This window comes from Microbispora triticiradicis (genome assembly GCF_005864065.1).
GTDB lineage: Bacteria > Actinomycetota > Actinomycetes > Streptosporangiales > Streptosporangiaceae > Microbispora > Microbispora triticiradicis.
This window is the reverse complement of sequence record NZ_VANP01000004.1, coordinates 406,299-426,626: the sequence shown is the minus strand read 5'-3', so window position 1 is coordinate 426,626 and position 20,328 is coordinate 406,299. Positions and strand designations below refer to the sequence as shown.

Sequence of the window (20,328 nt, the reverse complement as noted above, 5' to 3'; positions counted from 1 at the left end):
GGCGGCCGCGTGGGCGGTGAAACGCTCGAGGGCCGGGCCCGTCCACCGGAGCCGGCCCCCCGCATCACCCTGTCGGTGGTCGCGGGCCCGGTGGTGACACGCCCGAGGGCCGGGCCCGTCCACCGGGCCCGGCCCTCGCGACGGTCACTGCGAACGCGACTGCCCGGTCATCTGCCTGGCCTGGTCACGGGTGTCCTCGGTGACCTGCCTGGCCTGGTCGCGGGCCTCGTCGCGGGTCGTCCTGGTCGCCTCGGCCGCCGTGTCGCGCACCTGCTGGACGGCCTCCTTGGCGTCCTCGCCGACAAGCTGCGCGGTCTCCTGGACGGCCTGCTTGACCGGCTCGGCCAGCTCACCCGCCCGATCCTTGACCTGCAGGGCCGCCCGCTCCTCGGCGGCGGTCTTCGGCAGCAGGCTCGCGGCCAGCAGGCCCGCCCCGAAGGCGATCAGCCCGGCCGCGAGGGGGTTGCCCTGCGTGCCGCGCAGCGCCTGGCGCGGCGCGCTCCGCACGGTCTCCGCGGCCTGCTGGGCGCCGTGCCGTACGGTCTCGCCAGCCTCGGCTGCCGCGTGCCGCACCGTCTCGCCCGCCTCCGCGGCCTTGTCGCGGACCGTTCCCACGGTGTCGCCGGCCTGGTCGCGAACCGTGTGGGTGGCGTGTGCCGGCACCCCCATCACCTTCTCCCTCACCGATCGCGCCGTCTGGCGCAGACTGTCCGTACGACGCCGCACGATGCGCGACGGGCTCGTCCTGTCGGCGAGCCGGTCCACGTCGGCGGCGAGTTCCGCCCGAGTGGCATCGATCTCGGCCCTTATCTCCTCTGGGCTCGCGCCCATTGCACGTCCTCCTTCAGGGTCTCGATGGTCTGCTCGGGCGTGGGGTTCACCTCGCGCATGCGCTCCTTGCCCCGCGCGAACAGCACTCCGCCGATCACGGCCCACACGGCCGCGACGATGAGCGCGGCCCAGGCCAGGTCCATGACGTTGCCGAGGCCGAACACGACGGCCAGCGTGACGAGGAGCGCCACCATGTATCCGGCGAAGCCGGCGCCGCCGAGCATCCCGGCGGCCTTGCCGGCCTTGCCCGCCTCCTGGCGGATCTCGGCCTTGGCGAGCTCCACCTCCTGGCGGAACAGCTTGGACAGGTCCTCGCCGATCTCGCCGACCAGCTTGCCCAGTGAGGGCTCGGCCGGTGGGCTGGGATAGCTCATCGCGGTTCACCTCCGGGGAGACCGCCGGGGAACCCACCGCTGTGCCCGCGGCCGTTCCCGTCGCCGTCCGCGTACCCGTCGCCGCGCCCGTTCGTGTACCCGTCCGTGCGGCCGTCGCGGAACTCGCCGGCCGGATACCGGGCGCCGGTCTCGTATCCGGTGCCGTTGCCACTGCCGGTTCCGGTTCCGTACGACGGGGAGGCGGCGCCGGTCCCCGGGCCACCGGTGCCCGTGCTCCCGGTGACCGATTCCCCGGTCAGGCCGTTTCCGTCGCCGTACCGGACCGGGGAGGGGGACCCGGGAGCGTATGCGGTGCCGCGCCCGTGGTCAGGGGCGGAGCCGTATGCGGTGCCGGAGCCGAACCGCCGCGCGTCGTCCGTTTCCGCTGGGTCCTCGGCCGTGGCGACGGCCTTCACCGCGCGTCCGGCGAGGAACCCCGCCACCAGGGCGCCCGCCAGGAACAGGCCGGGACGGCGCCGCGCGAAGTCCTGCACGTCGCGCACCGCGCCGGTCAGGCCCTCGGTCTCCAGGTAGTCGGCCGTGCGGCGGCCCCGGTCGGTCACCTGCCTGACCACGTCGCGCATGGGGGAGTCGGGCGTGACGCCGTCGGCGGCGGACTCCAGCTGGTCGGTCCACTGCCGGATCGCGCCGGCCGCGCGCCTGCTCTGCTGCCACGCCTGCTCGTCGGTACGCCTGCGAAGCTGGTGGACCACGTGCCGCGTCTGGTCCCTGGCCTCCTGGGCGACCGTGCGCACCTGGTCCTTGGCGGTCGCGGCGACCTCGCCGGCGGCCTCCTTGGCCTGCTGCGCCGTCTGCTGAGCCGTCTCGCGGACCTGCTGCGTCGTACCCTGCTGACCGTTGCCCTGCGTCACGCCCTGCTGGGTCGTCCCCCGCAATGCCGTCTCCCGGGCCGTCTCCTCCTGCCGGAGCGTGCCCTGCGGCTGCCCGCTTCCCCCCGCGTATGTTCGCGTCTCGGGATGGAAGTCGCTCACGAAAGCCTCCTTGGGTCGAATTCGTCCCTGAGCCGCGAGCTACCCTCGATATTGGAACGGACGCCCATAAAGCGGAAAAAAGTAAAAAACTCCCCTTGGCAGGGTCAAGAGGGGCAAATGGCCGAGGCGTCGAACCCGGCCGACGCTCTCCGGCCCCGTCGGCAGGGCAGGATGGGATCATGTCCGAGACCTCCCTCCCCGGCGCGATCAAGCTGCCCGACGGCACCCCGATCCGCGGACGCGGTCTGAGGTACCCCGCTCCCGAGGGCGTCCCGCCCGAGCGCGGCCTCTATCTGGGCGGCGCCCGGCTGAGGCGCCGGCACGACTCCGGCCTCACCTGGGCGCACGAGTGGATCGACTGGCCCGACTTCCTGCTGCCCCGCGACGGGGAGAGCGCGGCCGGCCTCATCCGGGCGCTGCACGGGCACGCCCGCGCCGGCCAGGCGGTGGAGGTGGCCTGCGGCGGAGGCGTCGGGCGCACGGGCACCGTCATCGCGTGCCTGGCGATCCTGTCGGGCCTGCCCGCGCACGAGGCCGTGGCCTGGACCCGGGCCAACTATCACCGCCGCGCCGTCGAGACGCCCTGGCAGCGCCGCTGGGTGCTCCGCTTCCCCGCGCTCTGACGACCGGGCCGCGGGCGCCGCCGCCGGAACCGGGCCGCCCGGGTGGAAACCGGCGTGAAGCGGCCGGTGTCACACCGCACCGTCCCCCGCGCCGTCATGACGTGCGTGAGAGCGGGAGGCCGGTGACGGGCGACTATGGCCCATATGGTTGGGTTCGTCTGTGTTTGTCGACGTGCTGGGGCTGGCCGCCGTGGGTCTGGTGGCCGGAGTGGTCAGCACGGTGGTGAGCCTGGCCTCGATCGTGTCGTATCCCGCCCTGCTGGCCTTCGGGCTGCCGCCCCTGGCCGCGAACGTCACCAACACGGTCGCGTTGCTGTTCACCGGAGTGGGCGCGGCGGCCGGTTCGCGGCCGGAACTGGCGGGCCAGCGCTCGGTCGTCGGCCGTCTCGGGCTCTTCGCCGCCCTGGGCGGCGCGGCCGGCGCGGGCCTGCTGCTGGTCACGCCCGCGCGGATGTTCGAGATGGTCGCTCCATGGCTGGTCGGCGGCGCCTCGCTGCTGTTGCTGCTGCGCCCGCCCCGCGCGGGACAGGTGAGCCTCGGCGGGGAGAGCGGCCTGGCGCTGCGTGCCGCTGTGTTCTGCGTCGCGGTCTACACGGGCTACTTCGGCGCCGCCGGAGGGATCATCATGTTCGCGGTGCTCGCGGCGGCGCTCGACCGATCCCCGGCGGGGGTGAACGCGGTGAAGAACCTCGTGGGCGCGCTCGCCAACGCCGTCGCGGCCGTCTGGTTCGCGCTGTTCGGCCCGGTCGACTGGGCCGCGGTCGGGCCGCTCGCCGCGGGGTTCCTCCTCGGCGGCTGGCTGGGCCCCGCCATCGCCCGCCGCCTGCCCGGCGACTCGCTGCGCCTCGCCGCCGCGATCTGCGGTCTCGCGGTCGCGGTCAAGCTCGGTGCCGACGCCTACCGGAGCGGCTGAGCGGCGACGGCCTCGGCGTGCCGGGCGCGCAGCCGCGTCCGGATCTCCTCCGGCGTGTAGGCGCGCCGACGGCGCTCCGCACGGGCGATCACCACGCCGGTCGCCGCGACGCCCGCGAACGCCGCCAGGCCGAGTATCTTCCACCACCGCATGTGCCTAGGCTACTGCCGTGGCTCGTACGCGGATAAGCCTCGACAAGGCGCTCGAACTGGTCCGTACCGGTGACGTGTGGGTGTTCCGGGGGCGCAGCGCGCCCGACCGGGCCATCCAGGTCACCACCAACAGCCCGGTGAACCACGTGGGCATGGCGGTGGTCATCGAGGACCTGCCGCCGCTGATGTGGCACGCGGAGCTCGGCCGGTCGCTGCCCGACATGTGGTCGGGCACCCACCAGCGCGGCGTGCAGCTGCACGACATGCGTGACGCGGTGTGCGTCTGGGCGGCGAGGTACGGCCAGCGCGCCTGGCTGCGCCAGCTGGAGCCGCCGGTGGGCAGGGAGATGGAGGACGCGGTCCTGCGGACGATCGCCCGGCTGGACGGCACGCCGTTCCCGTCCACCGCCCGCCTGGCGGGGCGCTGGCTGCGCGGGCGCCTGCCCGCGCTCCGCCCCGTCTCCCTCCCCGGGCTCCGCCGGGGGAAACGCGACGCGGAGGGGCGCACGGCGCGGGACAGGACGCTGGAGACGGCCTACTGCGCGGAGGTCGTCGCCGTGACGTACGAGGAGATGGGCCTGCTGCCGGGTGGGCGCCGGCCCAACTGGTACGACCCCGGCAGGTTCTGGAGCGGCGACAACCTGGTCCTCGACGACGGCCGGCGGCTGGGCGGCGAGATCGCGGTCGACGTCCCCGGCGGCGAGGTCCGGCCGCTCCGATAACGCGCCGGCCAATATTTCTCCCGGCCGTCAACCTCCCGGCGTCAAGGCGCGTCAGGTGTAGGCACCGTTCGTCCAGACCCGGAGGAAAGGTCCCATGCCTGCTCCTGATATGAGACGCGAAGGTCTCGCCGACGCCAGCGACGAGGAGAGCCGGGCGCGCAGCGCGCTCGACGCGATCCGGCGGCAGGGCCCGGAGGCGGTGCAGGAGGAGACGCTGCGCATGAAGTCGGAGCTGCTCCGGCTGTGCGGCTGGGAGGGCTACCAGCGGGTCATCGCGAAGATGGAGAGCGACCTGGCCAGGCTGCGCGAGTCGCGCTGACCGCGCCAGGCCGCGCCCGTCCCCGGCAGACTCCGCTCAGCCGGGGAACACGCCGGTCAGGTGCCGGTCGAGCCAGTCCGTCACCCGCCTGACGAACGTGACCCGGTTGGCCCGCCGCCGGATCTCGTGCCCTTCGTCCTCGAACAGCAGGACCTCGCAGGGCACTCCCGCGGCCCTGGCCGCGCGGACGACCTGCTCGGCCTCGTACACCGGGACGTTGGTGTCGCGCGCGCCGTGCACCACCAGCAGGGGAGTGGCCAGCCGGTCGAAGGCGTGCAGGGGCGACAGGGCGTGCAGCAGGTCGCGGTCGGCCTCCGGATGGCCGTACTCGCTCACCGCCGCCGCCGCGATCCACGGCTCCGTGCGCTCGTAGAAGGTGGCGAAGTCGGCCATTCCGCAGACGTCCACCCCGGCGCGGAACAGGCCCGGATACGTGACGAGCGCGGCCAGCGTGAGGTAGCCGCCGTACGACCAGCCCAGGCAGGCCAGCCGGGCGGCGTCGGCGAGACCGGCCCGCACCAGGAAGGCGGCGCAGTCGGCCACGTCGTCGATCGCCCTGAAGCGCAGCGCGTGGTCGTCCGCCTCGCGGAAGGCCCGGCCGAAGCCGGCCGACCCGCGCACGTTCGGGGCGAGCACGCCGATCCCGGCGGCCAGCAGGCTCTGGTACAGCGGGTTGAACGTGGGCCGTTCCTGGTCCTCCGGCCCGCCGTGCAGGAACACGGCGTACGGCGCCGGGCCCACGGCCGCGGGCGGCCGGTAGAGCCAGCCGCTGAGCTCCAGCCCGTCGCGGGCCGGGAGCCGTACGAGCTCGGCGTCCACCGCCCCGGCGATCCGGCCCGCCCCGGCGACCCGGCGGTAGCGGCCCGTCTCCAGGTCGCACAGCACGACGTGCGGCGGCTGGGCCGGTCCCTCCACCGTGAGCACGGCGGCCCGGTCGTCCAGGGAGACCCTGATCGAGGTGACCACCTCGCCCGGGGGAGGGGGGAGGGGACGCCGCGCCGGGCTCCCGGCCCCGCCGGCCCGCTCCGGCGTTTCCAGCGGCTCCGGCGCCCCGGGCGCGTCCATCACCTCCAGTTCGGAGCGGCCGGCGGCGTTCCACACCAGCACCACGCGCCGGCCGTCGGCGGTCAACGCGAACATGTCCAGTTCGGCGTCCGGGCGTTCGGCGAGCACGACCGGGCGGCCGTCACCGGCGACGGCCAGCAGCGCGGCGCGGTCCCGCCCCGCGTCCGACAGCAGGTAGGCCGTCTCGCCGCCGGGGGACAGGACGCCGTAGCCGGTGGAGCCGGGCAGGTCCGCCAGCAGCGGCCGCTCGCCTCCCGGACCGGTGGCCTCCGGCGACAGCTCCCTGACGTACATCCGCCGGACCCCGCGCGGCCCCCGCCGCAGCAGCACCCGGGCGTGGTCGCGGCTGACCGCCTCCGGATGCAGCAGGGGCCCGCGGGCCACCGTCTCCCGGCCTCCGGTCGCCGCGTCGACCAGCAGCGCCTCGGCCGTTCCGGACGCCGCGACCTCGGCGGCCAGCAGCAGGTCGCCGCGGCCGGTCCAGTGGACGAACCACGCCGACCCGCCCTCCGGCGCGGCCAGCGGGCGCAGGTCGCCGCCGTCCGGCCGGACGGTCCAGACCTGCGTGTGCTCGCCGCCGCCCGGCGTGAGGAGGACCGCCAGCCGTTCCCCGGACGGCGACCAGCTCACCTCCGCGACCGGTTCCGGTCCCGTGGCGACCGGGCGCGCCCGCCCGCCCCGCCGCAGCGGCCTGACCCAGACCCGCGGCACGCCGTCCCGGTCGCTGACGTACGCGACCGCGCCGCGGTCGGGGGCGAGCGCCGGCGCCCGGCAGCTCCAGGCGCCGAGCGCCGCATCCCCGGCGGACTTCGCGGCGGACTTCGCGGCGGACTTCACGGTGGACTTCACGGTGGACTTCACAGCGGGCTTCCCGACGGACTCCCCGAGGGGCGGAGTCCGTACGCCGAGGGCTTCCGCCGCCATCACACTCCCTGCGCCTGCAACCACATCTCCAGAAGCCCGAGCTGCCACAGCATGTTGACCCCCGTCGTGGTGCGGCTGGTCTCCCTGCTCTCCAGCAGCCCCTCGACGTACGCCTTGTCGAACAGGCCCCGATCCCGCGCGGCGGGCGCGGTGAGCGCGTCGCGCACCAGGTCGAGGAACGGCCCGTCGATGTGCCGGATGGCGGGCACCGGGAAGTAGCCCTTGGGCCGGTCGACCACCTCGCGCGGCAGAAGCGCGCGGGAGGCCTCCTTGAGTATCCCCTTGCCGCCCCCGACGAGCTTCAGCTCCGGCGGGCAGGCCGCGGCCAGCTCGACCAGTTCGTGGTCGAGGAACGGGGTGCGTCCCTCCAGCCCGTGGGCCATGGTCATGTTGTCCACCCGCTTGACCGGGTCGTCGGGCAGCATGAGCCGCGTCTCCAGGCGCAGCACCGCGTCCAGCGCGGTCTCCGCGCCCGGACGGCCGAGGTGGCGGCGGATGACCTCCCCGCTCACGTCCTCGCCGACGAGGTGCTCGGGAGCCACGATGCCCGCCAGGTCCTCGTGCGGGTGGTCGAAGAACTCCCTGGCGTACGTCGCGAACGCCTCCTCGCGGGGCACGGCGGCGAGCGGCGGGAACCAGCGGTATCCGGCGAACACCTCGTCGGCGCCCTGCCCGGACTGCACGACCCTGACGTGCCTGGCCACCTCCTGCGACAGCAGGTGGAAGGCGACGCAGTCGTGGCTGACCATCGGCTCGCTCATCGCCCGAACCGCGTCCGGCAGGCCCGACAGCAGCCGGGAGTCCTCGATGAGGATGCGGTGGTGGTCGGTGCCGAAGTGGTCGGCGACCAGGTCGGAGTAGCGGAACTCGTCCCCCGAGTCGCCCCCGGCCGCGTGGAACCCGATGCTGAACGTCGACAGGTTCCGCTGGCCCTCCTCGGCGAGCATCGCGACGATGACGCTGGAGTCGAGGCCGCCCGACAGCAGCACGCCGACGGGCACGTCCGCGACCATCCGCCGCCGTACGGCCGCCCGCAACCGGTCGTGCACGGCGTCGCGCCAGTCGGCGGCGTCCATCGCCTCGTGCTCCGGCAGCCGGGTGAACGGCGGGTCCCAGTAGACGGTGTCGCGGGAGGAGCCGTCCGCCTCGACCGTGCGGACGGTGGCGGGGGGCAGCTTCCGCACGCCCGCGAGGATCGTGCGCTCGCCCGGCACCAGCGAGTGGAAGGTCATGTAATGGTGCAGCGCGACCGGGTCGATGTCCGTATTGACCTCGCCCCCGGCCAGCAGCGCGGGCAGGGTCGAGGCGAAGCGCAGCCGGTCGCCGTTCCCCGACACGTACAACGGCTTGATGCCCAGGCGGTCGCGGGCGAGCGTCAGCCGCCCGGTCTCCTGCTCGAACACGGCGAAGGCGAACATCCCGGCGAACCGGCGCACGCAGTCGGCGCCCCACCGGTGGAACGCCTTGACCAGCACCTCCGTGTCGGAGGTGGAGAAGAAGCGGTAGCCCTCGCCCCGCAGCTCCTCACGCAGCTCACGGTAGTTGTACAGGCAGCCGTTGAAGACCGCCGTCAGCCCGAGGGCGGGGTCGGCCATCGGCTGCGCGGCCTTGTCCGAAAGGTCGATGATCTTCAGGCGCCGGTGGCCGAGGGCGACCGGCCCCCACTCCCACAGCCCCGAGCCGTCCGGGCCGCGCTCGTGCATGGCGTCGGTCATCCTGCCCACCACGCCGATGTCCGCCGGCCGCCCGTCGAAGCGGATCTCACCGCTCAGTCCGCACACGCTCCTACCTCCCGGCCGCCGCGGCGCACGGGCTCGCGGGTCTGGTTCGGGGCCTGGTTCGGGACCTCGTCTCGGCCAGGACGAGGTCCACCACGTCGGTCAGGCGGCCGGCCCGCCGGAACGCCTCGCGCTGCCGCGCGGCGGAGCCGCCGCGGTCCAGCGCCTCGGCGGCGAGCGAGCTGACCAGCGCCCAGTCGCCGTACGCCTCGAGCTGCGGCCGCAGGCCCTCCAGCAACCGGGCCACCACGGTGCGGGCGGGCTTCGGGACGCCCTCGACGGGGTCGACCAGCTCGCCGTCCAGGCCGGACCGCGCCGCCCGCCACGAGGCGGCCCGGACCAGCTCCGGGCGTACGGAGCCGGGGTCCAGGGGAGTGGGCGCACCGGTGGTGAGGGCGTGGAGCTCCCGGGTGACCAGCGCGCGGAACAGCCCGGCGATCAGCACGATGTCGTCGATCCGGGGGCAGGAGTCGCACAGCCGCAACTCCACGGTCGGTACGTGCGCCGAGGGCCGGACGTCGAAGTAGAGCATCCCGGGATCGCTGATGACCCCCGACCTGACCAGCTCCTTCACCATCGCGTCGTACTCGTCGGCCGACTCGAACCGCTCCGCCGGGCCGGCCGTGGGCCAGCGCTGCCACACCATCGACCGGAAGCTCGCGTAGCCGGTGTCGGCGCCCATCCAGTACGGCGAGCTGCAGCTCAGGGCCAGCAGGGGAGGCAGCCACGGGCCGAGCCGGTGGGTGACGGCCACGGCGAGGTCCCGGTCGCGCACCTCGGCGTGCACCTGCGTGCCGCAGATGAGCTGCTCGCGGGCGAGCACCTGGTAGTCGTCCAGCATCTGCTCGTAGCGCGGGTCGGGGGAGATCTTCATCGCCTCCGGGTCCAGCAGCGGGACGGTCCCGGCCGCCGCGATGCCGAGGCCGAGCCCTTCCGCCGCCGCGACCGCGTCGGCGCGCAGCCCGGTCAGCTCCCCGGCGAGGTCCTCCAGCCGGGTCCGCGGCGTCGTCCCGGTCTCCAGGACCGACCGTTGAAGTTCCTGGGTGAAATGGTCGGATCGCAACTGCTGGAGCAGCAGGCCGGCTCGGGGAACGAGTTGCCGGGTCGCGAGGTCCACGATGTGGAACTCCTCCTCGACGCCGACCGCCATGTCCTCTGCGAAATCCGTCATGTGGCCGCTCCCCGCCCGTCACGAATCATTTCGTCTCTTCTGCCCCGAAAGTCGGCTTACGCACGTCATCGGCTCAGGAGGGTGATGAAAGTTACAGGCAGTCACCAAACGGTGCGGACTTCGCACGCAGCTCACCGGGGTGGCCGCCGCGGCCGTCGTGGCGGGCCCTTGACCCGGCACCGGCCCGCCGCCAGGATCACGGCGTTCCGAGCCCCGACCGTGAGCGCAGGGAGTCCGATGACCGGCCGCGCATTCTCCGTCCGAGGTCGCATCCGGCGCCTCCGGCGCCGCATCTGGACCGCCGCCGTCGCCGCGGTGCTGCTGACCGCCTGGCCCGCCGCGTCCCCGGCGGGCGCCGTCGGCGACCCGCCCGCGCCGGTGACCGGCAACGCCACCTACTTCGACGCCCTCGGCTCGCCGTACGGCGGCTGCGGGATGCCGCAGTCCCAGCTCGACTCGCAGGACTTCGTCGCCCTCAACGTGTACGACACCCCCGGCGACTACAACTTCTACCCCCGGCCGCTGACCGGCGCCAACGCGTCCAAGACCGGGTTGTGGAACAACGGGCTGAACTGCGGACGCTTCGTCCAGGTGCAGATCTCGGACTTCTGCACCGGCGTCAACGACGGCGGGCAGAACTCGCAGTTCTGCCGGAACGGCTCGTGGGTCTCCGACGCCTACAACGGCGCCACGCTGACCATGATCGTCGCCGACAGCTGCGGCGACTCCAACGGCTGGTGCCGCGACGACCGCTACCACCTCGACCTGTCGAAGCCCTCGCTCAACAGGTTCGTGAAGAACGGCGCGCCGGTCGGGGACATGTACCCGAACCACTGGAACAACCGCCACGTCACCTGGTCGTTCATCCCGGCGCCGAACTACTCGGGCGACATCCGCATCGGGTTCCTCAAGGGCTCCCAGGCGTACTGGACCGCGATCGCGGTCTCCCACCTGCCCAACGGCATCCACGGGGTGGAGTACTACGCCGACGGCGCCTGGCAGCCGGCCCAGATGAACTCCGACATGGGCCAGTCGTACCTCATCAGCGGGACCAGCAAGGGCGCGACGCGGTTCCAGATCCGCGTGCGCGACGCGGCCGACCAGCCGCTGAACGGCGGCCGCGTCTACAGCTTCGGCCTGCCCTCGTCGTGCGGCACGCAGTGCGCCGCCGACTACACCGAGGCGAGCTACACCACGACCACGACCTCGCCCAGCGCGTCCCCCTCGGCGTCCCCCTCGGCGTCTCCGTCCGCCTCCCCGTCGGTCTCACCCTCCGTTTCCCCCTCGGCGTCTCCCTCGGTGTCTCCGTCCGCCTCCCCGTCGGCGAGCCCGTCCGCGAGCCCGGGGACGTGCCAGGTGAGCTACCAGGTGGCCAGTGCGTGGCAGGGGGGCTTCACCGCGAACGTCACGGTCAAGAACACCGGCACGACGACCTGGGCGGACTGGACGGTCGGCTGGACCATGCCGGCCGGAGTGGGCCTCGTCAGCGGCTGGAGCGCGACGGTGACCGCCAGCGGGTCCCGCTGGACGGCGCGGGCTCCCTCCTGGGGCAAGACCCTCGCGCCCGGCGCGTCGGCGAGCTTCGGCTTCCAGGCGTCCGGATCCTCCTCGCCGGGGCCGACCGCCATCACCTGTCCCTGATCTCCGGTTCCTGATCTCCCACCGGGACCTTCCGCAGGGCGGAAGGTCCCGGGAGACAGGGACCAGCGGCCCTGCCCGGGGCGGCGCGCGGACGGTGGGATGAGGACAGGCACGAAGGAGGAGCCATGTCCGAACCCGTCGTCGTCGTGGGCACCGACGGCTCGCGCGCCGCGGCCGCCGCGGTGGAGTGGGCCGCGGGAGACGCCGCGCGCAGGGGCCTGCCGCTGCGGATCGTCCACGCGGTGGACCGCCTGCCGTACGAGATCGCCCGCTATCCCATCCCCATCGAGGACCAGCTCGACCGGGCCGGCCGGCGGATCCTGGAGGAGGCCGCGCAGTCCGTACGCGAGATCCATCCCGTCGTCCGCGTCGTCCCCGACCTCGTCGAGGGGGACCCGTCGAGGGTGCTGCGGCGGGAGGCCGCCGGGGCGGCGGAGATCGTCGTCGGGAACCGGGGGCACGGCGGCTTCGCCGGAATGCTGCTCGGCTCGGTCAGCATGCACCTCGCCGGTCAGGTCGACGTCCCCGTCGTGGTCGTACGCCAGGGGCTGCGGGTGCCGCACGGACTGGTCGTCGCAGGCGTCGACGGCTCGGCCGAGGCGGAGGCCGCGCTGACCTACGCGTCGGAGCAGGCGCGGCTGCGCGGCTGCCGCCTGCTCGTCCTCTACGCGTGGCAGCTTCCGGTGCACACGTTCGCGCCCGAGATCACCTACGACGTCGACGAGGTGCGCAGGGCCCAGGAGGACTACGTGGCGGAGATGCTGACGGCCCACCGGGAGCGCTACCCCGAGCTGGACGCCGAGATGCGGGCCGTCTGCGCGCACCCGGTGCCCGCCCTGGTGGAGGCCGGGGAGAAGGCGGACCTGCTCGTCGTCGGCTCCCGGGGCCACGGCGCGGTCGGCTCGGCGGTGCTCGGCTCGGTCAGCCGGGCCGTCCTGCACCACGCGCACTGCCCCGTCGCGGTGGTGCGCCCGCCTCGCCGGTCCTGAAGTGCGAGTTTAAGGTTTCGCACCGGAATCGGAGGACCAATCCGGGAAAGTCTCACAGGGCGGTTCAATGAGACGATTCAAGGAGGAACCACCGGCCGAGACAAGGGATCCTTCGTGACCGAGAACGACATCGCCGGCTTCGTGACCGGCCTGCCGGGCGTCGTCGCCTTCACCGCCGCCGAGGGCACCGGGGCCCCCAGGGCGGCGTGGGGGGACACCTTCTTCTTCTACGATCCCGACGACGACCCGTCCGCCCGGCAGATGCCCTTCGCCACGATCGTGGTCAAGGACTACGAGGGGTTCGACACCGCCTCCGGCCTCGACCGGCCCGGGGTGTTCCGGCTGAACATCGCCGTCGGCCGCGCCGGCTTCGAGGAACTGCTCGGCTATCCCCCGGCCGCGCACGCCGGACGGCACGAGACGGTGGACTACCGCGCGCTCGACCGGATCCTGCCGCATCCGGTCTACGCCGCCCAGTCCTGGGTCTGCGTGCTCAACCCCGGCGAGGTCACCGCGCCCCGGGTGCCCGCCCTTCTGACCGCCGCGCACGCCCGCGCGGCCGCCCGTCACCGGCCGCGCGGCTGACGGCCCGCAGGCGTCGTCAGGGCCGTCGTGAGGGGCGTCGTGAGTGCCGTCGTCAGGCCCGGGGGAGGGCGATCGAGGTGGCGAGGTGGCCGTCGCGCACCGTCCACCGGCCCCGCAGCACAGGCGTGCCGACGGCCGGGTCGGTGACCAGAAGGCGGGCGCCGAATTCGCCCGAGGGGTCGATGTCCACCACCGCCTCGGAGAAGTCGAGCCATCTGCGGGTCAGCGGAAACCACACCTTGTAGACCGACTCCTTGGCGCTGAAGAGGACGGCGTCCCAGCACACCGCCTCGTCCGCGTCGCGCAGCGCCGCGAGCGCGGCGATCTCCGCCGGGGAGGCGACCCGGGGGAGGACGCCCTCGGGGAGGTGCTCGTGCGGCTCGGCGTCGATGCCGACCGCCAGCGCCGCCTCCGCCGGGGCCACCGCCGCCGCACGGAACCCCGAGCAGTGCGTGATGCTGCCGACCACGCCGTCCGGCCAGACCGGCGCGCCCCGCTCACCGCGCGGGATCGCGACGGGCGCCACACCGATCGCGGCGAGCGCGCGCCTGGCGCAGTGGCGCCCGGTGACGAACTCCCGCCGCCGCCGGTCGGCGACCCGCTCGACGAGCGGCCTCTCCTCGGGGAAGAGGGTCTCCTCCGGGACGTCGCCGAACTCCTCCGCCGCCGCGACCCACGGCGGCAGGATCTCAGCGATCACCGGGCCGCCCCGGCGAGCACCAGACGCGGGCGCGCCGGCCCCGCCGGGCGACCGCGCCACTCGCGTGGATAACCCAGCGAGACCTCCTCGAAGCGTACGCCGTCGTGCCAGGTCGTCCGGGGGATGTGCAGGTGGCCGTAGACCACGGCGGAGGCCCGGTAGCGCACGTGCCAGTCGGCGGTGCGCTCGGTGCCGCACCACAGCGCGAACTCGGGATACCGCAGGATCCGGGTCGGCTCCCGGACCAGCGGGAAGTGGTTGACCAGCACGACCGGGCCGCCGACGCCGGCGAGGCGACGCTCGGTCTCGGCCAGCCGTGCCTCGCACCAGGCGTCGCGGGTGGGGTGCGGATCGGGGTGCAGGAGGTATTCGTCGGTGCACACGACGCCGGCCTCGTAGGCCCGGGCCAGGGCCGTCTCCTTGGTCGCGGTGCCGTCGGGACGGAAGGTGTAGTCGTAGAGGAGGAACAGCGGGGCCACCGTGACCGGCCCCTCCTCGCTCTCCCACACCGCGTACGGATCCTCGGGCGTGAGCACCCCGAGGTCACGGCAGATCTGGACAAGGCGCTCGTATCGGGCGACGCCCCGCAGCTGCACCGGGTCGGTCGGGGTGGTCCACAGTTCGTGGTTGCCGGGAGCCCAGACGACTCTCGCGAACCGCCGCGCCAGCGTGGCCAGCGCCCACTCGATGTCGGCCGGGGTCTCCGCCACGTCGCCGGCCACGACGAGCCAGTCGCCGTCCGACTCCGGACGGAGGTTCTCGACGATCTCGCGGTTCTCGTCGTGGGCGACGTGCAGATCGCTGATGGCGTACAAGCCCGTCACGTTGCCGAGTCCTCCCACCGCCCGCCGGCTCCCCTGGACAGGAGGGTACATATCGGCGGAGGGGCAGGGGAAGATCGATCAACCCCTACGCGTACGGTAATGGCTCGCCCCCACGGAGATCGCGAGACAGGCGAAGATCACCACCAGTGACAGCCAGACGGGGATCGCGTAGAGGTCGGCCAGGAGCATCTTCGCCCCCACGAACACGAGGATCGCGGCGAGGCCGTACCTGAGGTAGCCGAACCGGTGCATGGCCCCGGCCAGCAGGAAGTACATCGCCCGCAGCCCGAGGATCGCGAACGCGTTGGAGGTGAAGACGAGGAACGGCTCTGAGGTGACCGCGAAGATGGCGGGGATCGAGTCGACGGCGAAGACGATGTCGGTGGTCTCGACGGCGACCAGCACGGCCAGCAGCGGCGTGGCGGCCCACCGGCCGTCCTGCCGGACGAGGAACCGCGACCCCTGGAAGGCGTCGGTGACGGGCATCACCCGCCGCATGGCGCGCAGCACGGGGTTGCGCTCGGGATGCACCTCGATCGCGGCGTGCCTGGCCATCTTCACGCCCGTGTAGAGCAGGAAGGCGCCGAAGACGTACAGGATCCAGTGGAAGCGGCCGAGCAGCACGGCGCCCGCGCCGATGAACAGAGCGCGGAAGACCAGCGCGCCCAGCACGCCGAAGAACAGCACGCGATGCTCCAGTTCGCGGGGGACCGCGAAGAAGGAGAACAGCAGCGCGAACACGAACACGTTGTCGACGGCCAGCGACTTCTCGATCAGGTAACCGGCCAGGTACTCGCCGCCGGCCTCGGGCCCCCAGGTCAGCCAGACGATGGCTCCGAAGCCGAGGCCGAGGACGATCCACACGCCCGACCAGGCCAGCGCCTCGCGGAACCGCACGACATGGGCGCTGCGATGGGCATAGAGATCGACGGCCAGCATGACAAGGATGACCGCCAGAACGGCGGCCCAGGCCCACAGAGGAACGGACATACGTCAACCCCCACAACCGCGCACGGCGGAATCGGCAGGTCGACGGTCTCCCCGTGCCACCGGATACGGTGACCCCCGCGCCGGGACGCCTCAGGTCGGCGGCCGTGATGACGACGCTGCGGGAAGCCGGGTACTCCCCCTCGAACTACGCCCGATTATTCGGGAAACCGGGTCGATACGTCAAAGCGGCGGCCGGGCAGGCCCCGGCACCGAGCCACGGCCGGGCCGGCGGCGGCCTACAGGGACCAGTCGACGACCGGCCCCGCGGGCACGATGCGCAGCGGATTGATCTTGGGATGGGTGCCGTAGTAGTGGCGCTTGATGTGGCCGAAGTCCGTCGTGCCGCCGAAGGCGGGGTCGGCGTAGAGGTCGCGGGCGTAGCGCCAGAGGTTGGGGTGGTCGGACAGACGGCGGATGTTGGCCTTGAAGTGGGTCACGTAGACGGTGTCGAAGCGGACGAGCGTGACCCACAGGCGCACGTCGGCCTCGGTGATCCGGTCGCCGAACAGGTAGCGGCGGCCGGCCAGCCGCTCGTCGAGTTCGCCGAGCGCCGCGAAGAGCGCCGTGACCGCCGAGTCGTACGCCTCCTGGCTCTCGGCGAAGCCGCACTTGTACACGCCGTTGTTGACGTCGGCGTACACGCGCTCGTTGAGCGCGTCGATCTCCGCCCGCAGGTCCTCGGGGTAGAGATCGACATCCGGCCGGGCCCACCGGCCGAACGCCTGGCCCAGGTCGAGGCTGATGTCGGGGAAGTTGTTGCTGACGATCCGCCCGGCACGGCGGTCCCACAGCACCGGGACCGACACGTGGCCGTCGTAGCCGGGCTCGGTCGCCTCGTACGCCTCCCGGAGCAGGGTGAACCCGTTGAGCTCGTCGGGCCCGTGCCCCGGGCCCTCGCGGAACGCCCAGCCGCGCCCGTCGCGCACGGGGTCGACGACGGACATCGAGACGACGTCCTCCAGCCCGAGAAGCGCGCGCACGATCACCGAGCGGTGCGCCCACGGGCAGGCCAGCGAGACGTACAGGTGGTAGCGGCCGGGCTCGGCGGGAAAGCCGCCGTCGCCGTCGGCCGTGACGCGGTCGCGGAACCGGTAGAGCGGCCGCGCGAACGACCCGTCCGGCCTGGTGGCCGCCTTCACCGTGTAGTCACCGTAGGTCGCGAAGTCCACCGGACCCGCGACGGGAGCCGTGGTCGTCACGCGCGCACCGTCCTCTCGCCTGTGTGTCCGACCTGTGTGTCGCGACTCCGACGAGAGTAACCGGCGCCTGTGACAACCACGCACCCGCGCTCCGTTGGCTCGGAGTGCCGGCTCAGTGCGCCGGCGTGCGGAAGCCGCCGGGCCGCTCGCGCTCCATCATGCCGAACCGCATGGTGGCGAGGCCGAACAGCAGGATGAGCGCGCCCACGACCACGTTGCTGATGATCGTGGAGGTGGTCGCCATGCCTCCCCGGATGACCCAGGGGGCGATGATGGTCCAGATACCGAGCAGCGGGGCGACCCAGGAGATTCCGTAGGTGCGCCCGAACGCCGAGCTGTAACCCATCGCCAGGAGCGCCACGGCGAGACCCGTGACGAGGTTGTTCACCGCGAGCGGAGTCCGCGTGCCGCTGAATCCGACGATCCAGGGTGACAACGCCAGATACAGCCCGCTCAGGAGCGTCAGACCATCGGCCAGCTGCGCGGCGGGATTCGCCGCGGCGGCCTCGTATCGGGCCCGCATCTGCATGATGTCGGGATGCGTCCCGATGTCGGCACCGTGTGTCATGCCTCACACCACCCTTCAAAGGCGTGTGCTGTAGTCCTTATTTCTAGCGTACGCCCGTTTCGTCCCCTTTTCCCGGTTTGGTGACTGAGCGTCGGCCAGGACGCGTTTAGCCCCTCCACCAGCGGAAAGAGGGGTGGTCGTCAGCTCTGCGACCGAGAGGGGTAACCACATGGGTACGGAGGACAAGTTCCGTAACAAGTCGGAAGAGATCACCGGCAAGGCCAAGGAGGGGCTCGGCAAGGTCACCGACGACGAGCGCCTCGAGGCCGAGGGTCAGGCCGACCAGTCGAAGAGCCACATCAAGCAGGCGGGCGAGAAGGTGAAGGACGCGGCCGGCAAGGTCAAGGACGCCTTCAAGGACTGACCCGCGCGATCGTGCGTGAGGTGACGGGGCGCCGGGCCCTCCGGGGGGAGGGGTCGCGGCCGTCACCGGTGCGGGGACGAGGGCGATCACGCTGAGCCGGGGCTACGCCACCGGCGCTCTCGTCCCCGTGCGCGGGGTTCCCCTGTGGGGACCCTGCGACATCCCCTGAGATCCGTCCGGATCTCCTGAGATCATCCCCGCGAGATCGCTGTGAGAGCCTCGGGGAACGCCCGCGTGAAGTCGCCGCGGGTGGCCGGGGGTAACTGTCGATCGGATCCCCGGACGCCGGGGGCGCCGGGGCTTCGGCCCGGATCGGTGGGCCGGTCAGGCCGGGATCAGGCCGCGTGTGGCAGCGTGACGCGGAAGGACGACGTCACGAGCGCATGGATGAGACGCACGAGCAGCGCCTCCAGGACCATGAGGGCCGCACGGGAGAGAACGGCGGCAAGGAACTCAGTCACTTCGCACCTCGGTAGGACAAATCGGCTTCTATGGAAGACTGACGCATAAACCTCCCAAACGGGCGTAGTTAAGGTTACCGTTTGGTGAACAGCGGGTGACCGTTCCGGATACTTCCCTGATCATGCGCCCAGGGCGCGACCGCACGGGCACCTGTCGGTCGTGCCCGTGCGGCGTCTGCCGGCCGTTTCGCCCCGGCCGTTTCGCCCCGGCCGTGTCATCCTGTCCGTGGCGATAGGTCCCGGACGGGCTCCTCGGCCGGCTCTGTGTGATGAGCCCTGTGAGCCTGTGTGGGCCCTGTGTGAGCCCTGTGCGGGCTCGCCCCTGGCGCCGGCTACTTGGTGGTGGCCCTGGCGCGCCGGGCGGCGCCGGCGGCCGGTGTCTTCGTCTCGCCCTTCGCCGCGGCCCGCCTCCCCGTGACCTGCTTGGCGGCTTCCGGGGTGGTCTCCATGGCGCCCGCGCCGGGCATTCCCGGCGTGGTCGCCCCAGGTGTGGGCATGGGCGTGGCCGCTCCCCGGGTGTCCTTCTGCTGCGGTCCGCCGAGCGGTGACCAGCGCTGCTCACGCGACCTGGCCCGCTGGGCGATCATGGTCCCCGCGCCGATGGCCGCCGCCACCGGCCACTCCAGGATGCCGAGGACCGCGAGCGCGCCGAGGCCGCCGTAGTACATGATGCGCTCCGGCGGCGGCAGGAAGGTCCGGGCGACGTCCATGGCGTGCCCGACCTCCCGCCCGCTGATGTGCGGCAGGCCGACGTGCGGCAGGTGCATCTCGGGCGTGCGAAGCTGGAGGCTCATGAACGGCAGGTCCAGGTCCAGTCGCGGCCGGTGCTCCTCCTTGGTCCCCGGGCCCATGGACGGGCCGGGTGTGGGCGGCGTGGGTGCGGGTGCGGGCGGCGTGGGCGTCGTCGTGCGGGCACGGGATGTCCGGGCCCGGGTGGTGGTCGTGCCTCCGGCCGTCGGGCCCGGTGTCGCCTCGGTCGTGGTCATGGATCCTCCCCTGTGATCCTTCCCGATGAGCCTCCGCGACGAGATGTCTCCGATCGCGGACGACTCGCGGGAACGTCACTACGAAAATGACCTTTCTATCCTCTATCGGGCCTCCTGGGGTTGCTGGTGTTGATAGCGACAATTTGCCCGCTCTTGCCGGGGGTTTCGTCTCCGTGCGCTCCACGCGCGAGGACAGCGGGCATGACACGGACAGTGATCTTGCGGTTCGGTGCGGCCGCGGGTCGCGGTGTGCGGCCCGTCACCAGGTCTGCTCGCCGGCGCGCACGAGGATCTCGTTGACGGCGACTCGACGGTCCCGGGTGACGATGTAGGAGACCGCGTCGGCGATGTCCTCCGGATGCAGCAACTCCATGTTCTCGATCTGGCGCTCCACGGCCTGTCGCACGCCGTCGCGGAGGTGGGAGCTCAGCTCGGTGTCCACCGTGCCGGGCTCGACCACGCTCACCCGGAGGCCCTTCCGCACGACCTCCTGTCGCAGGGCCTCAGTGAACCCGTTGACGCCGAACTTCGTCAGGTTGTAGACGGCCGTTCCGGGCCGGGCGACCCTGCCCCCCGTGGAACTGATGTTGACCAGGTCCGCAACCTTCCGCGGGGAGTCCTCCGCGGCGCCGAGGAGGTGCGGCAGGGCGGCATGGGTGGTGTACAGCAGGCCCTGGACGTTGACCGCGAGCATGTGATCCCACTCCTCGAGCGGGGATTCCGCGGCCTGCCCCATGCCCATGAAACCGGCGTTGTTGACGAGCGTGTCCAGGCGGCCGAGCTCGGTCACCACGCTTTCCACCGCCGCCGCGGCCTGCCGCCGGTCGGTGATGTCGGCCTGTACGACGAGGGCGGTGCCGCCGTCGGCCCGGACCTTGTCCGCGACCTCCTCCAGCCTGCCGCGCCGCCGCCCGAGGACGGCGACCGCCGCGCCCTCCGCGGCGAGGCCGCGGGCGGTCGCCGCGCCGATGCCGCTCCCGGCGCCGGTCACCAGCGCCACGGTGTTCCGCAGTCGTCCGGTCATGGTGTTCTCCTCCGATGTCGTCGTGGTCGTGGCCTTCGCGGGCCCCTGGGCTGTGGCCGTCCGCGGCTGCGGACCTCGAAGGGCCCGGTGGGTGTGTCTGCGCCCTGCCGCCTGCTGTGGAAAGTGCTTCCTG

Annotated in this window: 23 protein-coding genes; 8 read left to right on the top strand and 15 right to left on the bottom strand. The window is 72.7% G+C overall.

What is annotated here, in order from left to right; translation table 11 throughout:
• Positions 1 to 144: 144 nt before the first annotated feature.
• From FED44_RS13315 to FED44_RS13305, 3 genes are read right to left on the bottom strand one after another with little or no spacing between them, the layout of a single operon-like run.
• Complete coding sequence (locus FED44_RS13315; protein ID WP_111701290.1) at positions 145 to 831, bottom strand: DUF3618 domain-containing protein; 687 nt, start codon at positions 829 to 831, stop codon at positions 145 to 147.
• Positions 807 to 1,205 carry a phage holin family protein gene (locus tag FED44_RS13310; RefSeq protein WP_111701289.1) on the bottom strand — a complete coding sequence of 133 codons (399 nt, stop codon included), beginning with the start codon at positions 1,203 to 1,205 and terminating at the stop codon, positions 807 to 809. The genes FED44_RS13315 and FED44_RS13310 overlap by 25 nt, the downstream gene beginning before the upstream one ends.
• The gene (locus FED44_RS13305) at positions 1,202 to 2,197 is read right to left on the bottom strand and encodes a methyl-accepting chemotaxis domain-containing protein (RefSeq protein ID WP_138460819.1); all 996 of its coding nucleotides are present in this window, start codon (positions 2,195 to 2,197) and stop codon (positions 1,202 to 1,204) included. Before FED44_RS13305 ends, FED44_RS13310 begins: the two co-directional genes overlap by 4 nt.
• Before the next feature lie 179 nt (positions 2,198 to 2,376).
• Between FED44_RS13305 and FED44_RS13300 the strand changes: the two genes are divergently transcribed.
• Both FED44_RS13300 and FED44_RS13295 read left to right on the top strand, forming a co-directional pair.
• The gene (locus FED44_RS13300; RefSeq protein WP_111701287.1) at positions 2,377 to 2,820 is read left to right on the top strand and encodes a phosphatase domain-containing protein; all 444 of its coding nucleotides are present in this window, start codon (positions 2,377 to 2,379) and stop codon (positions 2,818 to 2,820) included.
• Between the two features lie 160 nt (positions 2,821 to 2,980).
• Positions 2,981 to 3,733, top strand: a complete 753-nt coding sequence (locus tag FED44_RS13295; RefSeq protein WP_244301892.1) for a sulfite exporter TauE/SafE family protein — start codon at positions 2,981 to 2,983, stop codon at positions 3,731 to 3,733.
• Here the strand turns inward: FED44_RS13295 and FED44_RS35760 are convergent.
• Complete coding sequence (locus tag FED44_RS35760; RefSeq protein WP_165900726.1) at positions 3,718 to 3,885, bottom strand: hypothetical protein; 168 nt, start codon at positions 3,883 to 3,885, stop codon at positions 3,718 to 3,720. The genes FED44_RS13295 and FED44_RS35760 overlap by 16 nt on opposite strands.
• Before the next feature lie 17 nt (positions 3,886 to 3,902).
• Here FED44_RS35760 and FED44_RS13290 point away from each other — a divergent pair, with 17 nt between their 5' ends.
• Together FED44_RS13290 and FED44_RS13285 are read left to right on the top strand one after the other, a co-directional pair.
• A complete protein-coding gene (locus FED44_RS13290; protein WP_138460818.1) occupies positions 3,903 to 4,607 on the top strand; it encodes a hypothetical protein in 705 nt (234 codons plus the stop codon).
• A 109-nt stretch (positions 4,608 to 4,716) separates the two neighbouring features.
• Positions 4,717 to 4,926: a hypothetical protein gene (locus FED44_RS13285; RefSeq protein WP_111701285.1), complete on the top strand. Its 210-nt coding sequence runs from the start codon at positions 4,717 to 4,719 to the stop codon at positions 4,924 to 4,926.
• Between the two features lie 36 nt (positions 4,927 to 4,962).
• Here FED44_RS13285 and FED44_RS13280 read toward each other — a convergent pair whose 3' ends face one another.
• Genes FED44_RS13280 through FED44_RS13270 form a run of 3 tightly spaced genes read right to left on the bottom strand, consistent with a single transcriptional unit; the run spans position 4,963 to position 9,864 of the window.
• Positions 4,963 to 6,915 carry a S9 family peptidase gene (locus FED44_RS13280; RefSeq protein ID WP_138460817.1) on the bottom strand — a complete coding sequence of 651 codons (1,953 nt, stop codon included), beginning with the start codon at positions 6,913 to 6,915 and terminating at the stop codon, positions 4,963 to 4,965.
• On the bottom strand, positions 6,915 to 8,696 hold the full coding sequence (locus FED44_RS13275; protein WP_138460816.1) for an N-acetylglutaminylglutamine amidotransferase: 1,782 nt from the start codon (positions 8,694 to 8,696) through the stop codon (positions 6,915 to 6,917). The genes FED44_RS13280 and FED44_RS13275 overlap by 1 nt, the downstream gene beginning before the upstream one ends.
• Before the next feature lie 4 nt (positions 8,697 to 8,700).
• On the bottom strand, positions 8,701 to 9,864 hold the full coding sequence (locus tag FED44_RS13270; RefSeq protein ID WP_138460815.1) for a carboxylate-amine ligase: 1,164 nt from the start codon (positions 9,862 to 9,864) through the stop codon (positions 8,701 to 8,703).
• Positions 9,865 to 10,101: 237 nt separating this feature from the next.
• On the opposite strand from FED44_RS13270, the gene FED44_RS13265 reads away from it, so the two are divergent.
• The 3 genes from FED44_RS13265 to FED44_RS13255 all read left to right on the top strand — a co-directional run bounded on the left by FED44_RS13265 (position 10,102) and on the right by FED44_RS13255 (position 13,079).
• A complete protein-coding gene (locus FED44_RS13265) occupies positions 10,102 to 11,505 on the top strand; it encodes a cellulose binding domain-containing protein (RefSeq protein WP_138460814.1) in 1,404 nt (467 codons plus the stop codon).
• Between the two features lie 125 nt (positions 11,506 to 11,630).
• On the top strand, positions 11,631 to 12,494 hold the full coding sequence (locus FED44_RS13260) for a universal stress protein (protein WP_138460813.1): 864 nt from the start codon (positions 11,631 to 11,633) through the stop codon (positions 12,492 to 12,494).
• Positions 12,495 to 12,608: 114 nt separating this feature from the next.
• The gene (locus FED44_RS13255) at positions 12,609 to 13,079 is read left to right on the top strand and encodes a DUF6194 family protein (RefSeq protein WP_138460812.1); all 471 of its coding nucleotides are present in this window, start codon (positions 12,609 to 12,611) and stop codon (positions 13,077 to 13,079) included.
• A 52-nt stretch (positions 13,080 to 13,131) separates the two neighbouring features.
• On the opposite strand, the gene FED44_RS13250 is transcribed toward FED44_RS13255, so the two are convergent.
• The 5 genes from FED44_RS13250 to FED44_RS13230 form a co-directional block, all read right to left on the bottom strand.
• Positions 13,132 to 13,779 carry a 4'-phosphopantetheinyl transferase family protein gene (locus tag FED44_RS13250; protein WP_138460811.1) on the bottom strand — a complete coding sequence of 216 codons (648 nt, stop codon included), beginning with the start codon at positions 13,777 to 13,779 and terminating at the stop codon, positions 13,132 to 13,134.
• Positions 13,776 to 14,603: a metallophosphoesterase family protein gene (locus tag FED44_RS13245; protein WP_244301891.1), complete on the bottom strand. Its 828-nt coding sequence runs from the start codon at positions 14,601 to 14,603 to the stop codon at positions 13,776 to 13,778. The genes FED44_RS13250 and FED44_RS13245 overlap by 4 nt, the downstream gene beginning before the upstream one ends.
• 78 nt (positions 14,604 to 14,681) lie before the next feature.
• Positions 14,682 to 15,593 (bottom strand): TerC family protein, encoded by a 912-nt coding sequence (locus tag FED44_RS13240; RefSeq protein ID WP_111701277.1) that lies wholly within the window; start codon positions 15,591 to 15,593, stop codon positions 14,682 to 14,684.
• A gap of 236 nt (positions 15,594 to 15,829) precedes the next feature.
• On the bottom strand, positions 15,830 to 16,792 hold the full coding sequence (locus tag FED44_RS13235; RefSeq protein ID WP_138460809.1) for a glutathione S-transferase family protein: 963 nt from the start codon (positions 16,790 to 16,792) through the stop codon (positions 15,830 to 15,832).
• Between the two features lie 112 nt (positions 16,793 to 16,904).
• Positions 16,905 to 17,360, bottom strand: coding sequence for an SPW repeat protein (locus FED44_RS13230; protein ID WP_111701275.1), 456 nt, complete (start codon positions 17,358 to 17,360; stop codon positions 16,905 to 16,907).
• A gap of 169 nt (positions 17,361 to 17,529) precedes the next feature.
• Between FED44_RS13230 and FED44_RS13225 the strand changes: the two genes are divergently transcribed.
• A complete protein-coding gene (locus tag FED44_RS13225) occupies positions 17,530 to 17,724 on the top strand; it encodes a CsbD family protein (protein WP_111701274.1) in 195 nt (64 codons plus the stop codon).
• Between the two features lie 335 nt (positions 17,725 to 18,059).
• Here FED44_RS13225 and FED44_RS38070 read toward each other — a convergent pair whose 3' ends face one another.
• The 3 genes from FED44_RS38070 to FED44_RS13215 all read right to left on the bottom strand — a co-directional run bounded on the left by FED44_RS38070 (position 18,060) and on the right by FED44_RS13215 (position 20,195).
• Positions 18,060 to 18,185 carry a hypothetical protein gene (locus FED44_RS38070; RefSeq protein ID WP_259402148.1) on the bottom strand — a complete coding sequence of 42 codons (126 nt, stop codon included), beginning with the start codon at positions 18,183 to 18,185 and terminating at the stop codon, positions 18,060 to 18,062.
• Between the two features lie 332 nt (positions 18,186 to 18,517).
• Positions 18,518 to 19,171: a hypothetical protein gene (locus FED44_RS13220; protein ID WP_133306028.1), complete on the bottom strand. Its 654-nt coding sequence runs from the start codon at positions 19,169 to 19,171 to the stop codon at positions 18,518 to 18,520.
• A gap of 259 nt (positions 19,172 to 19,430) precedes the next feature.
• Positions 19,431 to 20,195 carry an SDR family NAD(P)-dependent oxidoreductase gene (locus FED44_RS13215; protein WP_138460808.1) on the bottom strand — a complete coding sequence of 255 codons (765 nt, stop codon included), beginning with the start codon at positions 20,193 to 20,195 and terminating at the stop codon, positions 19,431 to 19,433.
• Positions 20,196 to 20,328 lie beyond the last annotated feature (133 nt).

Bases quoted from the DNA above. Each gene is read 5' to 3' on its own strand.
- FED44_RS13310 (WP_111701289.1), bottom strand. From the start codon at position 1,205: ATGAGCTATCCCAGCCCACCGGCCGAGCCCTCACTGGGCAAGCTGGTC.
- FED44_RS13315 (WP_111701290.1), bottom strand. From the start codon at position 831: ATGGGCGCGAGCCCAGAGGAGATAAGGGCCGAGATCGATGCCACTCGG.
- FED44_RS13280 (WP_138460817.1), bottom strand. From the start codon at position 6,915: ATGGCGGCGGAAGCCCTCGGCGTACGGACTCCGCCCCTCGGGGAGTCC.
- FED44_RS13300 (WP_111701287.1), top strand. From the start codon at position 2,377: ATGTCCGAGACCTCCCTCCCCGGCGCGATCAAGCTGCCCGACGGCACC.
- FED44_RS13240 (WP_111701277.1), bottom strand. From the start codon at position 15,593: ATGTCCGTTCCTCTGTGGGCCTGGGCCGCCGTTCTGGCGGTCATCCTT.
- FED44_RS13260 (WP_138460813.1), top strand. From the start codon at position 11,631: ATGTCCGAACCCGTCGTCGTCGTGGGCACCGACGGCTCGCGCGCCGCG.
- FED44_RS13285 (WP_111701285.1), top strand. From the start codon at position 4,717: ATGAGACGCGAAGGTCTCGCCGACGCCAGCGACGAGGAGAGCCGGGCG.
- FED44_RS35760 (WP_165900726.1), bottom strand. From the start codon at position 3,885: ATGCGGTGGTGGAAGATACTCGGCCTGGCGGCGTTCGCGGGCGTCGCG.
- FED44_RS13225 (WP_111701274.1), top strand. From the start codon at position 17,530: ATGGGTACGGAGGACAAGTTCCGTAACAAGTCGGAAGAGATCACCGGC.
- FED44_RS13270 (WP_138460815.1), bottom strand. From the start codon at position 9,864: ATGACGGATTTCGCAGAGGACATGGCGGTCGGCGTCGAGGAGGAGTTC.
- FED44_RS13265 (WP_138460814.1), top strand. From the start codon at position 10,102: ATGACCGGCCGCGCATTCTCCGTCCGAGGTCGCATCCGGCGCCTCCGG.
- FED44_RS13215 (WP_138460808.1), bottom strand. From the start codon at position 20,195: ATGACCGGACGACTGCGGAACACCGTGGCGCTGGTGACCGGCGCCGGG.
- FED44_RS13230 (WP_111701275.1), bottom strand. From the start codon at position 17,360: ATGACACACGGTGCCGACATCGGGACGCATCCCGACATCATGCAGATG.
- FED44_RS13220 (WP_133306028.1), bottom strand. From the start codon at position 19,171: ATGACCACGACCGAGGCGACACCGGGCCCGACGGCCGGAGGCACGACC.